The 13,407-nt window shown below is 67.4% G+C and carries 12 protein-coding genes; 5 read left to right on the top strand and 7 right to left on the bottom strand.

The window, feature by feature from the left end:
• Positions 1-59: 59 nt before the first annotated feature.
• From plsB to ABH900_RS11550, 5 genes are all read right to left on the bottom strand, one after another.
• Positions 60-2,696, bottom strand: coding sequence for a glycerol-3-phosphate 1-O-acyltransferase PlsB (gene plsB / locus ABH900_RS11570; protein WP_429622987.1), 2,637 nt, complete (start codon positions 2,694-2,696; stop codon positions 60-62).
• Complete coding sequence (locus ABH900_RS11565) at positions 2,696-3,649, bottom strand: hypothetical protein (RefSeq protein WP_429622986.1); 954 nt, start codon at positions 3,647-3,649, stop codon at positions 2,696-2,698. The genes plsB and ABH900_RS11565 overlap by 1 nt, the downstream gene beginning before the upstream one ends.
• Before the next feature lie 316 nt (positions 3,650-3,965).
• The gene (locus ABH900_RS11560; RefSeq protein WP_429622985.1) at positions 3,966-4,787 is read right to left on the bottom strand and encodes a S1 family peptidase; all 822 of its coding nucleotides are present in this window, start codon (positions 4,785-4,787) and stop codon (positions 3,966-3,968) included.
• 218 nt (positions 4,788-5,005) lie between these two features.
• Complete coding sequence (gene pyrF, locus ABH900_RS11555; RefSeq protein WP_429622984.1) at positions 5,006-5,731, bottom strand: orotidine-5'-phosphate decarboxylase; 726 nt, start codon at positions 5,729-5,731, stop codon at positions 5,006-5,008.
• Positions 5,728-6,651, bottom strand: coding sequence for a 5'-nucleotidase, lipoprotein e(P4) family (locus tag ABH900_RS11550; RefSeq protein WP_429622983.1), 924 nt, complete (start codon positions 6,649-6,651; stop codon positions 5,728-5,730). Before ABH900_RS11550 ends, pyrF begins: the two co-directional genes overlap by 4 nt.
• A 101-nt stretch (positions 6,652-6,752) precedes the next feature.
• Between ABH900_RS11550 and ABH900_RS11545 the strand changes: the two genes are divergently transcribed.
• Positions 6,753-7,403, top strand: coding sequence for a YceH family protein (locus ABH900_RS11545; protein ID WP_429622982.1), 651 nt, complete (start codon positions 6,753-6,755; stop codon positions 7,401-7,403).
• A 71-nt stretch (positions 7,404-7,474) separates the two neighbouring features.
• On the opposite strand, the gene ABH900_RS11540 is transcribed toward ABH900_RS11545, so the two are convergent.
• On the bottom strand, positions 7,475-7,999 hold the full coding sequence (locus ABH900_RS11540) for a GNAT family N-acetyltransferase (protein WP_429622981.1): 525 nt from the start codon (positions 7,997-7,999) through the stop codon (positions 7,475-7,477).
• Between the two features lie 85 nt (positions 8,000-8,084).
• Positions 8,085-10,061 (bottom strand): UvrD-helicase domain-containing protein, encoded by a 1,977-nt coding sequence (locus ABH900_RS11535; protein ID WP_429622980.1) that lies wholly within the window; start codon positions 10,059-10,061, stop codon positions 8,085-8,087.
• 99 nt (positions 10,062-10,160) lie between these two features.
• Between ABH900_RS11535 and ABH900_RS11530 the strand changes: the two genes are divergently transcribed.
• The 4 genes from ABH900_RS11530 to ABH900_RS11515 are packed head-to-tail and all read left to right on the top strand — an operon-like array spanning position 10,161 to position 12,948.
• Complete coding sequence (locus ABH900_RS11530) at positions 10,161-10,832, top strand: hypothetical protein (protein ID WP_429622979.1); 672 nt, start codon at positions 10,161-10,163, stop codon at positions 10,830-10,832.
• A complete protein-coding gene (locus ABH900_RS11525) occupies positions 10,829-11,554 on the top strand; it encodes a hypothetical protein (RefSeq protein ID WP_429622978.1) in 726 nt (241 codons plus the stop codon). The genes ABH900_RS11530 and ABH900_RS11525 overlap by 4 nt, the downstream gene beginning before the upstream one ends.
• A 35-nt stretch (positions 11,555-11,589) precedes the next feature.
• The gene (locus ABH900_RS11520; RefSeq protein ID WP_429622977.1) at positions 11,590-12,318 is read left to right on the top strand and encodes a sel1 repeat family protein; all 729 of its coding nucleotides are present in this window, start codon (positions 11,590-11,592) and stop codon (positions 12,316-12,318) included.
• A gap of 9 nt (positions 12,319-12,327) precedes the next feature.
• Positions 12,328-12,948 carry a thymidine kinase gene (locus ABH900_RS11515; protein WP_005421101.1) on the top strand — a complete coding sequence of 207 codons (621 nt, stop codon included), beginning with the start codon at positions 12,328-12,330 and terminating at the stop codon, positions 12,946-12,948.
• The last annotated feature ends 459 nt before the right edge of the window (positions 12,949-13,407 follow it).

The raw sequence follows: 13,407 nt of genomic DNA, 5'->3' as shown, positions 1-13,407 counted from the left end.
GCACAGATGGAAGGTGTGTGGACCAAGGTCCACACCCACCGCATGGCCCGGCGCTACCTTCAATCCTGCGGCGCAGTCTCGTCCGGGCGTGCCGCTTCCGGGCTGACCCGCTCGATGGTGTGGCGCAGTTCGCGGCCGAGAATGAACTTGGCATCCTTCGCCCAGGCATCCAGGCGCTCGTCGAACAGCAGCTTGCTGTTCTCGTCCGGCCACACCAGGCGCAGCTCGCGCAGCTTCTGGATGAAGCCGCGGAACAGGGACTTGTCGAAGAACTCCGGCGCGGCCGGTGCATAGAGCAGGCTCAGGCGTTGCGCGGCCTGCTGGCACAGGCTTTCCAGTTCCGCGGCACCCAGCACGCCGGGGCCGTTCTTCACCAGCACCGAGATGGCAATGTAGTAGCGCTCGAAGGCCTGCTGCAGCGAGTGGCCGATCGCACGCAGGCGGAATACTTCATCGGTCTGCCCGGTGTTGCGCGCCAGGATGCCGCCGTCATCTTCGTTGACGTTCTGCAGCAGTCCTTCGCGGACGAACACGTCGATGGTCTGGTCGATGCGCTGGGCGAACTCGTCCTCGCTCCACGGCAGGAACAGCTCGGCCTGCAGGAACGGATACACCGTGCGGCCCAGCTGGACCAGGCCGGTGCGGCTCATGCGGCGGTTGTTCTGGAAGCAGCAGGCCACCCACGACGAGGCAGTGAACAGGTGCACCACGTTGTTGCGGAAGTAGCTCAACAGCACCGCGGTGTCACCACTGACACTGAGCACGTCGCCCAGCGGGTGCTTGATGCGGGTGAGGACGTTGATCTCCTCGGCGTGGGCGATGATCCGCTCCGGTGAATGCGGAGTCACCGTCACCCGCCCCGAATACGGCATCTCAGCCAGCAAGGTCTTGCACAGCTCGATCTGCGCGATCAGGTCGGCCTCACCCATCGCATGCTTGGGCGTGGACAGCAGGGCCAGCGCCAGCAGGTTGATCGGGTTGACGTCGGCGGCGCCGTTGATGCGCACCTGGATGCGTTCGGCCAGGGTGTCGACCGTGCTCGACAGCCAGGCCGGCTTCTCATCTTCCGAGATCGCTTCGCCGCCCCATTCCGGCGCCTTCTCGGCCAGCACCTCGTTCAGCGCGATCGGCTCACCGAAATTCACCACCACCTGGCCGTAGTTCTGCTTGAGCACCTTGGGGATGCCCCACAACAGCTGCCAGATCGATTCCTTCTCCTTCGGCCGGCCGGACAGTTCGTCCAGGTAGCTGCCGCCTTCCATCAGTTTCTCGTAACCGATGTAGATGGGCTGGAACAGCACCGGCTTGCGCGGCTGGCGCAGGAACGCGCGCAGCGTCATCGAGATCATGCCGCCCTTGGGCTGCAGCAGGCGCCCGGTACGCGAGCGGCCGCCCTCGACGAAATACTCCAGCGAGTAGCCACCGGCCACCAGCTGCGCGACATATTCACTGAGCACCGCCGAGTACAGCGCATTGCCGCGGATCGAGCGGCGGATGAAGAAGGCACCGCCCTTGCGCAGCAGGGTACCGACCACCGGCAGGTTCAGGTTGATGCCGGCCACGATGTGCGGCGGCACGATGCCACGGTCATACAGCAGGTAGGACAGCAGCAGGTAGTCCATGTGGCTGCGATGGCTGGGCACATACACCACTTCGTGGCCCGGCGCGGCGGCCTTGAACTTGTCCAGATGGTGCACCAGCACGCCGGCGTAGATGCGGTTCCACACGTGGCTGAGCATGAAGCTGGCCGAACGCACCACCGGGCTGGAATAGTCCGCGGCGATTTCCCAGGCGTAGGCATGCGCCTTCTTCCAGGCATCGGCCGGCTTCGAGTTGTCGCGCTTGGCCTGTGCGGCGATCGCTTCGCGCACCGGCTCGGCCGCCAGCACCTGGTCCACCAGCAGGCGCCGGGTCGACAGGTCAGGGCCGATCACCGATTCGCGGATACGCCGGAAATGGGTACGCAGCACACGCTGCAGCTTGCGCACCGTGCGCTCCGGCTCCAGGCCTTCGTCCACGGTATTGCGCAGCGAGATCGGCGGGGCAAAGCGGACGATGGTGCTGCGGCCATTGAGCAGCACCGCCAGCAGGCGGCGGAAGCGGCCGACCAGCGCCCAGTTTTCCGAGAACAGCACCGCGAACCAGCCGCTCTGCTTGTCCGGCGCGCGGCCGACGAAGATCGACACCGGCACCAGGTGCACGTCCAGGTCGTCGCGCACGCGATGTGCCTGCAGGACCTTGGCCAGCGAGTCGGAGTGGGTCTTGGCGCCGCGCTGCTCGGGGATCAGCGAGTTGCTGGAGCTGCGCCGCGACAGCGCCAGGTAGGCGCGCTTGCGGCCGGTCGGGTCACCGGCCAGCGGCACCAGCGGCGACGGCAGGCCGGCCTGCCGGCAGGCCTTGTCCAGGATCAGCGCGTTGGACAGGCCGTAGTCTTCCAGCACGTACATGACCGGGCGGCCATCGTTGTACTGGCCCGGGTCTTCCGGCTCGATCTTCAGCGACAGCCACGGCTCGACCAGGCGGCCCAGCAGACGCGCCCACAGCGGGCGGCGGCCGGCCGGACGCGCGTGCGCGGGCGGCGGTACCGGGTTCGGGCCGGTACCGGTCGAGGGGGACGCCGGCACCGTATCGGCGGGCGTCGACTGGGATTCTTCGCCGGGGAACGGCAGCGGGTTCTGTTTCGACATCGGCGCCATTATGGCTTAGGCGGCGGCGTTGCCGCTTCCCCACCCTCGGCAGGGGCTTCGGGCGGCGCGGGTGCCGCCGCGGCACGGGCCGCATCGGCCTTGCGCAGCAGCGCATCGGTGTCGGCCAGGGTGCGGGTCAGGTACCAGTGGCCCTCGCGCCGGCTCAGCGGCAGCTGCAGGGTCATCTCGCGGCCGGCCAGATCGTAGCGCAGGCGCACCAGGGCATTGTCGCCCTGCACCGAGAGCAGCTCGCCGCGTACGCTGCGCAGCGCCTCGTCCACGCCCAGCCCATAGCTGCCCAGCACCGCCTTGAGGGTGTGGATGAACGGTGCCAGCTGCTGGAGGCTGCCCTCCATGCCGGCAGCCTGCAGGCCGGCCTCATCGTCGAAACCGACCTTGCCTGCGGCACCCACCAGTGCGGCAATGCTGCTGCGCGCACGAGCGCGGTCGCTGATCGGTGCACCCTGCGCCCACACCGCCAGGGTCTCGACCAGTGCGATGTAGTGGGCCTGCTGGCCCGGCGTGTAACCCTTCTGATGGCGCAGGTACTGCACGCCGAAGTTGCCCATCGACTGTGCTGCCTGGCGCACCGCACTGGCCTGCCCGGCCAGCTGGCGGTCGAAGCTGCGCTGCAGTTCGGTACCGGCATCGGGCTTGCGCAGCGCAGCCAGCATCGGCAGCAGCTGGTCGCCCAGTGGCAGTTCGGTCAGCGGCCATTGGCTGTGGCCGTCGGCCCAGGCCTGCTGCAGCCGCAGGTACTGGCCTGGCGGCACCGACAGCTTGGCGTAGCCGACCAGATCATCCTCGGCCAGCCGCAAGGCCATGGCCTGCACCGCCGCCACCGGCTCGGCCGCAGGCCTGGCCGGGTCGTTGGCAGACTCCCGACATGCCACCACGGCCAGCAGCAACATCGCCGCCAGCCCCCATCCACGCGCAGACCTTCCTCGCACCGTCACACTCATGCACTCGGACTCCCCGGACCGGCCCGCATCTTGCGGCCTGCGACGTGACAGCGGCAAGCCGGGACGTCACGGTTTCCTGCAATGCTGGGTCAGATTCCTTCTGCTTCTGGCAGAAGGAATCTGACCCCTGAACCGGCAACACCAAAAAAAAGAGCCCGGATCACGGGGATCACAGGCTCTTCAAGCCGGCACAAGGCCGGAGGACAGTGTTGTGGCACATGTCCGGCCCAAGGACCGGATGGCGGCGATCCTACGCTGCCGCTCAAGTTAAGGCAACACTTCACGTAATGCGATGTATCTATTTGATTTTATTGAATCAATCGCGTTGCCAGACCGCCTCGATGAAATCTACGGCATGTTTTTCGGCGATTCGGGCATAAACGCCCGGGTAGCCGGCCAACGCGCAGCCCTCACCCCAGCTGACGACGCCGAACTGGGTCCAACCGTCGCGCAGGCGCAGCAACAGCGGTCCGCCAGAATCGCCCTGGCAGCTGTCGATACCCTCGCGGCCGGCGCAGATGACTTTGCCGCGTGACAATTCACCGCCATAGGCCTGCTGGCATTCGGTGAAGGAAACGAACGGTACCTGGACGGTCTGCAGCTGGGTCGGATAGATCCGGCCATCGCCGATGTCGATATCACCCCAGCCGATCACTGTGAACTCACGTCCCGGCTTGAGGTAGCTGGCGTCCGGGCGCAACCGCAGTGCCACCGGCTGTGCATCGGCCAGTGGCGCACTGAGCTGGACCAGCGCCACGTCGTGCTCCAGCGAGTTGCCGCTGTTGAATGCTGGATGGACGTGGATCGCCTTGACGTTGGACGGCCGTCGCGCGGCGTCGGTGGAGAGTGCGGCCTGGCCACCCAGCACCGCCAACCCCATCGGTTGTTCGCCCTGCAGACAGTGTGCGGCGGTCAGCACCCACGACGGTGAAATGAGCGTTCCGCCGCAGAAGTGGCGGTCGTGGTCCGTATCGCCGTCGAAGATGCCCTGGATGCTGACCATGAACGGGTACTCGCCAGCAGGCGCCGCTTCGCCGCCGATGATGCGCGGTACGTCGCGCACCTGCGGCGCAGCGATGGCGGGTACGGCAGACGCGGCCAACAGCAGGCCGATGAACAAAGAGGTGCTGCGATACATATCCCTGTACTCCTCTATCGATGGTTGGAACCGGCGCGGCCGCGGTCCGTGCCGGTGCATCGATTGAGGGGCAGTGGAGAGGCCCACGGCGCGAACGCGCGCACAGTTTTGGTGCCCGGCGCTGCGTGCGACAGGTGCAGACCCACAAATGCGAACGCCATCCCGCATGGATCGGGATGGCGTTCGTGGTGCCGGCGTGACCGGCGTCAGCGGTGGGCTCAGCGTGCAGCCAGAGCCGACGCGATTTCCTGCTGGATTGCCCGCGCTGCGGCCTGCGGATCGGCCGCCAGGCGGATCGGGCGGCCGACCACGATGGCATCGGCGCCATCGGCAAAGGCCTGCGCCACGCCAACGGTACGTTTCTGGTCATCGCCGACCGGGCCACCGGGGCGGATGCCCGGGCAGACGATCGAGAATCCACCGCCGGTGGCGGCGCGGATCGGGCCGGCTTCCTGGCCCGAGGCGATCACGCCATCGATACCGGCCGCCTGGGCGGCCAGCGCGCGCTCCACCACCACGTCCACCGGCTCGCGGTCGATGCCCATCTGCGCCAGGTCCGGACGCCCCATCGAGGTCAGCACGGTCACCGCCAGCAGGCGCATGTCGCCGCTGTTGGCGGCCGCGCAGGCCTCCATCATCGCCGGGTGCCAGCCATGGATGGTGGCGTAGCTGACCGGCCACTGCGACAGGCGCTTGATCACCGCCGCAGCGGTGGCCGGGATATCGAAGAACTTGAGGTCGACGAACACGCGCTTGTCGCGGCGGGCCAGCTCATCGAGCACCTGGAAGTACTCGCCGGAGGCCAGCAGTTCCATGCCGATCTTGTAGAACGCCACGCTGTCGCCGAGGCGATCGACCCACTCCAGTGCCTGCACGCGGTCGGGCACGTCCAGCGCGAAGATCAGGCGCTCGTCATCGCGCAGCGGCAGCGGTGCGCGGCTCACGGTGCGTAGTCCAGGGCGGCACGCTTGGCGTCGTGGCGTGCCTGGCGCGACTGCGTGTAATCGTTGTTGAACTGCGCCGGTTCGAAGCCGCCGTAGGTCGGGTTCGGCAGCATCCACCAGCGCTCGCCGAACCAGTCGTGGTACTGCTGCAGCAGCGCGTCGCGGCCTTCGTTGGTGTTGGCGGTCACTTCCACGAAGTCGCCCAGCTGATCGCCGAACTGCATCAGCACGCGGTACTTCTGCCCGGCCAGGCGGCGGCGGCAGTTCTTCTCGCTGCCGGCCTGCTCGCAGCCCGGCACCACGGTGCCCAGGCCCAGGAACACGCTGTCGTCGGCCACCGGCAGGCCCTGCTCGCGCAGGTTGGCCAGGGTCGCGTCCTTCAGGTGCACGGCGCGGTTGGAGATGTACAGCAGGGTCACGCCCTTGGCGTTGGCGGCCTTGGCGAAATCAACCACGCCCGGGATTGCCCTGGCCTTCTTCTCGGCCACCCACTGGTCCCAGCTCAGCTCGTCATATTCCTTGCCGTCGCGGACCAGGCGCGCCTGGTAGGGCGAGTTGTCCAGTACGGTCTCGTCCACGTCCAGCACCACGGCCGGCTTCAGGCCTTTGGCCTCGTTGCCGCGTTCTTCCGGCACCAGCGCGTCCCAGTGAGCTTCCTTCAGCGCCACATCCAGATGGTCGGCGGCGGCACGGTAGGTCTGCTCGGTGATCGCCTTGTACTCCTGCGCGCGCTGCATCCACAGCACCGCGTTGAGGTTGTCGTTGGCAGTCGCATCGAGGGCGCCATCGGCCTTGGCCGCCGCCGCCGGGGCCTGCGGAGCAGCGGCTTCAGCAGCAGGCGCATCCACGCGCTTGCAGGCGGACAGGCCCAGCGCCGCGGTGGCGAGCAGGGTCAAGGACAGGGAAACGGGACGACGCATGGATTCACCGGCAATCAGATATACCGGCCCATTTTACCGGCAAAGCCGGCCCTGGGACGGCTATGCTTGACGGTTGACCCGTTGCCCTTCCGGAGGCCGCCATGACCGATTCCACCCAGACCCCCGACGTCCCCCTGCTCGACGCCGTACAGGCCCGCCTGATGGGCTGCCTGGTGGAAAAGGAGGCGACCACCCCGGATACCTATCCGCTGACGGTCAATGCCGCGCAGTCGGCGGCCAACCAGAAGACCGCCCGCGAGCCGGTGATGAACGTCGACGCCGGCAGCGTGCAGCACGCACTGCGCCAGCTGGAGAAACTGGGGCTGGCACGCCAGCACTTCTCCTCGCGCGCCGACCGCTACGAGCACCGCCTGCAGGCTGCGCTGGACCTGACCCGGCAGCAGACCGTGCTGCTGGCGATGCTGCTGTTGCGTGGGCCGCAGACCCTGGGCGAGCTGATCACGCGCAGCGAGCGCCTGTACCGCTTCGCCGACACCGACGAAGCCCGCCACGCCATCGAGCGCCTGCAGCAGCGTGGCCTGCTGCTGGTGCTGCCGCGCGCCAGCGGCCAGCGCGAGGACCGCTACATGCATCTGCTGTGCGGTGAAGTGGACGCTGCGGCGCTGGCGGCGAAGTTCGCCGGCAGTGGCGGCGGCAGCGACGCCGCCGACCCGGGCCTGGCTGAACGCGTGGCCCAGCTGGAAGCGGCCGTGGCCAAGCTGCAGGCACAGCTGGCCGAACTGCGCGGCTGAAGGGGTAGGTGCCGACCGTTGGTCGGCACGATTTCCATGCAGTGCCGACCAACGGTCGGCACCCACCATGATCAGACCGCTGCCGCGCCGGGCGTGGCATACAACCGGCTGGGGCTGTCCACACCCGGCAACTGGACGACGCCGCGCACCTGCATGCCCAGGCCCAGCAGGATCTTCCCGGACACCTCATTGTCCAGGTCGGTGATGCCGTACAGATCGTGCAGACCCAACGCTCCGCGTGCGTGCGCGAACACCGCCCGCGCCGCCTCACCGGCATAGCCGTGCCCGGCGAATTCCGACAGCACCGCGTAGCCGATATCCGGCCCTGGCAGGCCATCACGCCGCACCAGCCCGGCATTGCCCAGCCAGGCACCGTCGGCCAGCCGCTCGATGGCATACATGCCATAGCCATGCAGGGCGTACATCGGCAGCACCCGGATCGCCGCGTAATCGCGTGCCTCCGCTTCGGTACGCACGCCACGATCGCCGATGAAGCGCACGAAGCCCGGATCATTCAACAGCGCCAGCATCTTCCCGGCATCGCGCTCCGGGTCGATCCGGCGCAGGCGCAGACGTTCGCTTTCGATGGGATGCACGGGTAAGCCTCTGCTGGGATGCCCCGATTGTAGAGCCGTGTGCTGGGGTCGGATCCCTTCGCGGAGCGAAGGGCTCTGACCCCGGTCAGTCGAACAGCGCCTCGATCGCCGCCAGCCCCGCCGTCGCCCGTTCCTTCTTGCGCGCCGCATCCGCCACCGGATCCGCACCATCGCGCTGGATCTCTTCGGCCGGAATCTCCTCGAAGAACCGGCTCGGCTTCAACCGCACATGCTCGCCGAACTTGCGGGTCAGCTTGCTGTAGCTCATCCACAACTGGATCTTGGCGCGGGTGATGCCCACGTACAGCAGGCGCCGTTCTTCCTGCAGGTTGCCCTCGTCCAGGCTGACCTGGTGCGGCAGCACGCCGTCCTCGCAGCCGACAATGAACACATACGGGAATTCCAGGCCCTTGGAGGCATGCATGGTCATCATGCGCACCTGGTTGCCGCCCTCGTCCTTGTCGCTGCGCGACAGCAGCGCCAGCTGACCGGCCAGATCGGCTGCGGTGGCACCGCGCGGGCCCCCCTCGAACCACTGCGCCAGTTCCTCGATGTTGTTGGCGCGGCGCTGGTAACTGGCTTCTTCCTTGGCCTGCTGGCGCAGTTCGCTGAGCAGACCCGATTCCTTGGCCACCTTGCGGATCATGTCGCCGGAGCTGATCTGCCGCGTCTGCGATCGCAGGTCGCGCAGGATGTCGGTGAAGCGTGCCAGGCTGTTGGCCGCACGCGGCGGCAGCTGCTGCAGCGCGCCGATCGCCTCGGCCGCCTGCGCCATCGGCATGTCCTTTTCCTGCGCCAGCTCGGCCAGCTTGGCCAGCGTGCCGGCACCGACATCGCGCTTGGGCGACTGCACCGCTCGCATGAACGCGGTGTCGTCATCCGGGTTCACCAGCAGCCGCAACCAGGCCAGCGTGTCCTTCACTTCCTGGCGCTCCAGGAACATGGTGCCGCCAGTCAGGTGGTACGGGATGCGCAGCAGCTGCATCGCCTTTTCCAGCGGGCGCGACTGGAAATTGCCACGGAACAGGATGCAGAAATCGCTCCACGGCACATTGCGCGACTGCGCCACGAAGGCGATCTCGGACGCAACCTTCTCCGCTTCATGCTCGCTGTTGCGGCATTCCCACACGCGGATGCGCTCGCCGTCGGCCTGGTCGCTCCACAGCTTCTTCAGGTGCTCGTGCGGATTGTTGGCGATCAGCGCATTGGCCGCGCGCAGCACACGGTTGGAGCAGCGGTAGTTCTGCTCCAGCTTGATGATCTCCAGTGCGGGGTAGTCACGCCCCATCTGCTGCAGGTTTTCCGGGTTGGCGCCGCGCCAGGCGTAGATCGACTGGTCATCGTCGCCCACGCAGGTGAAGTTGCCCTTCTCACCGGCCAGCTGCTTGAGCAGCCGGTACTGCGCATCGTTGGTGTCCTGGCATTCGTCCACCAGCAGGTAGCCGATACGCTCGCGCCAGGCCAGGGCGATCTCCGGGTTTTCTTCCAGGATCTGCACCGGCAAGCGGATCAGGTCGTCGAAGTCGACCGCGTTGAATGCGGTCAGGCGCAGCTGGTAGCGCTCGTAGACACTGGCCGCTTCCTTCTCGCGGTTGCTGCGTGCGGCCGCCATTGCCTGTTCGGGCGACAGGCCGGCGTTCTTGGCGCGCGACACCAGGTTCTTCATGTCCTCGATGTCATCGGGTTTGGCCCCGTACATCAGGTCCTTGATCTGTGCGGCGGCATCGTCGGCGTCAAAGATCGAGAAACCGCGCTTCAGGCCCACAGCGGCGTGCTCGATCTGCAGGAATTTCAGTCCCAGCGCATGGAAGGTGCAGATCGTCACCTCTTCGGCGTCCTGCTCGCGCAGGCGCTTGGCCACACGCTCGCGCATTTCCTTGGCCGACTTGTTGGTGAAGGTGATCGCCGCGATGCGACGGGCCGGGTAGCGGCCACTGCCGATCAGGTGGGCGATCTTTTCCACGATCACGCGCGTCTTGCCACTGCCGGCGCCGGCGAGCACCAGCAGCGGACCTTCGATGTGCAGCATCGCAGCAGCTTGGGGAGGATTGAGACCGTGCATGGGGACAGGATTGTAGCGGGGTGTCGGCAGGCCCACCTGACTTGCGTGGCGGCCCGACGTAAGGTATTGATTCGGCACCGGAACACAGGAGCGTGGTCCATGTCGTCGAACATCGTCGTCCCATCGCTGCTGGCCGCCCTGCTCGGCCTGGTGGCCGTGCCCGCCGCCGGGGCCGATCCTGCACCCGGCACGGACGCCTATGAAACGATCGTCCTGCAGTCACATGAGTTCCTGGTCTACCACCCGGACCTGCGTTTCCGCGGTCTCGGCATCGCCGCCCGCGAACGCGGCCGCGACGACGAAGCCCGTACCCAGTTCCGCAATGCGGCACGCTATGGCGACAAGCTGTCCCAGGCGGCTCTGGCCGACATGTGGTGGAACGGCCAGGGCGGCCCGGCCGACCGCGCGCTCGGCTATGCGTGGATGGACCTGGCCGCCGAACGTGGCACCGAATGGCTGGTGGTGCAGCGCGAGCGGTACTGGCAGGCGCTGTCGCCGGCCGAACGCGAGCGCGCTGTGCGCGAAGGCCGCGCGCTGTACGCCGAATTCGGCGACCCGATGGCCAATCCACGGCTGGAACGCGAACTGCGTGCCGGCAGCATGCAGCAGACCGGCAGCCGCGCCGGCTGGAACGGCGCCATGCGCAGCCAGGGCCGCGGCGATGCCGGGGCCCGCGTGCTGCAGCCGGAGAAGCACCAGCTGGCCCGCTATTGGGATCCGGTGGCCTACCGGCAGTGGCAGGACGAAGAACTGGCCCGGTCCGGGCGATGACCCGTCGCGCACGCATCCTCACCGTCCTCGGGCTGGCACTGCTGGCGCCGTTCTGCGCGGGTGCCAGCACCTGTACGCCCGACGCGGCGGCGTCGATCCCGCCGGCATTGCTGACCGAAGGCTTCCTGCAGGCCCATCCCGACCTGTACTGGCGTGACCTGGGCCAGCTGTCCTGGCGCCGTGGCGAACCAGCGCAGGCGCGGCTCCGATTCCAGCGCGCCAGCCTGTACGCCGACAAGTTCTCGCAGTCGCTGGTCGCACGCATGTACCAGGAGGGCATCGGCATCGAAGCGGATCCGGTGCTGGCCTACATCTGGATGGACCTGGCCGCCGAACGCGGCTACCGCGACCTGCTGGTCGAACGCGAGCGCTACTGGCAGCGGCTGGATGCGGCGCAGCGCCAACGGGTACTTGCCGAGGGCCCTGCGCTGTACGCACGGTACGGCGATGCCGTGGCCAAGCCGCGCATGGAGACCGTGCTGCGGACCGCGCGCAACACGATGACCGGCAGCCGTACCGGTTTCGTCAATCCGGGGCTGCGGTTGGCGCTGGGCGAAGGACCGGAGGCTGATCGCCCGGTTACCGGTGATGACTATTACCGCGATGCGTACTGGGATCCGGCCGCGTACTGGTGCCTGCAGGACCAGGTCTGGCTGCACCACAACCGTGGCCATAGCGTCGAAGTCGGCCCGTTGCACACCGTCGAAGATCCGGCGCGCTGACATTCGTTCCCGGGCCATTGCCTGCGGGGGTAGCCATGAAAGGACTACGCATTGCATCGGCCCTGCTGCTGGGCGTGTCGATCACCGCCACCGCCGGCGCGTCCGATTGTCCGGTGGAGGAACCCCGCCCGATCCCGGACACGGTGCTCACCGGCGGGTTCTTCGAAGCCCACCCGGATCTGTTCTGGCGCAGCCTGGCACAGCGCGCCGAGCGCGATGGGCAGCCCGCCAAGGCACTGCAGTACTACCGGCGTTCGGCGCGCTATGCCGACAAGTTCTCGCAGGCGATGGTGGCGCGGATGTACCAGCAGGGCAGTGGCACCGCCGCCGATCCGGTGATGGCCTATGTATGGATGGACCTGGCTGCCGAGCGCATGTACCACGACTTCCTGATGCTGCGGGAACTCTACTGGGCGCGGCTGGATCAGTCGCAGCAGGCTCAGGCGATCGCGCGCGGGCAGCAGGTGTATGCCGACTACGGCGACCGCGTGGCCAAGCCGCGCATGGAGCGGGCACTGTGGGACGGGCGCCGGCGAATCACCGGCAGCCGTGTCGGCCATGTGGGTCCGGGCCTGGTCGTGATCCAGCGCCGCGGCAGTGAAGCGGGCCTTCCGACACCGGGAAGCATCGTCTACGACAACCGTTACTGGCGCGCCGCCGACTACTGGTGCCTGCAGGACAACTACTGGCGGCCGGCACGGGCGCCCCAGGTCGACGTCGGGACGCCGAGCGTGGTCCGCGACGGCGAGCCGGGGGGCGACTAGAATTGGCCGATGGCCAAGCTCTATTTCTACTATTCGGCGATGAACGCCGGCAAGACCACCACCCTGCTGCAGAGCGCGCACAACTACCGCGAGCGCGGCATGCGGGTGGCGATCCTGACCCCGCGCCTGGATGACCGCGCCGGCGCCGGGGTGGTGGCCTCGCGGATCGGCCTGCGCGCCGATGGCATGGCCTTCGACCGCGATACCGACCTGCAGCGCTGGGTCGAGCAGGACCTGGCGGCCAACGGCCCGATGGGCTGCGTGCTGGTGGACGAGGCGCAGTTCCTGACCCGCGCCCAGGTCTGGCAGCTCAGCGAGGTGGTCGACCAGCTGCGCATTCCGGTGCTGTGCTATGGCCTGCGCACCGACTTCCGCGGCGAGCTGTTCGAAGGCAGCCAGTACCTGCTGGCCTGGGCCGACGAGATGCAGGAGATCAAGACCATCTGCCACAGCGGCAAGAAGGCCACGATGACGGTGCGTGTGGACGAGCATGGCCACGCGGTACAGGATGGCCCGCAGGTGGAAATCGGTGGCAACGAGCGCTACGTATCGGTCAGCCGCGCCGAGTTCAAGAAGATCACCCGCGGTGAAGGGCGGATCGATCCCGCGCAGGCGCCCCTGCCGTTGTAAGGGGTGTCTTTTGCAGGGCTTGCAGCCCTGCACCTGCAGAGGCAACAGCAAAAGCTGGCATTCCATGGGATGGCGGGGCGGTGCCGGAGTGCGGGGACGCTGCAAGTACGTCCCTGTAAGCTTGGCAGCCGCATCCATGCGGCTGACACCCCGCACTCCGACACCGCCCCACCTCTGACAGATTCCGGCAGCTGTTGGTGGGTGTCGACCTTGGTCGACACATCTGTCAGATATCGAAATCGACCTGGGGTCGGATCCGTTTTCCTCCGGAAAACGGATCCGACCCCACGAGCTGTTCCGGCAGATCGCGGAGATCTGTCGAAGGCGGGATGGGTCCGGTTGCGGGGGTGTCCGCGGCATGGATGCCGCGGCCAAGCCCCCAGGGACGGGTCTACGGCGTCCCCCGCAACCGGACCCACCCCGCCATCCCACGGAATGCAGGCTTTTGACGTTGACGTT

The sequence above is a fragment of the Stenotrophomonas sp. AN71 genome, assembly GCF_050435725.1.
Lineage (GTDB): Bacteria > Pseudomonadota > Gammaproteobacteria > Xanthomonadales > Xanthomonadaceae > Stenotrophomonas.
Note: the sequence above shows the minus strand (reverse complement) of the source record. Positions and strands in the feature narration are given on the sequence as shown.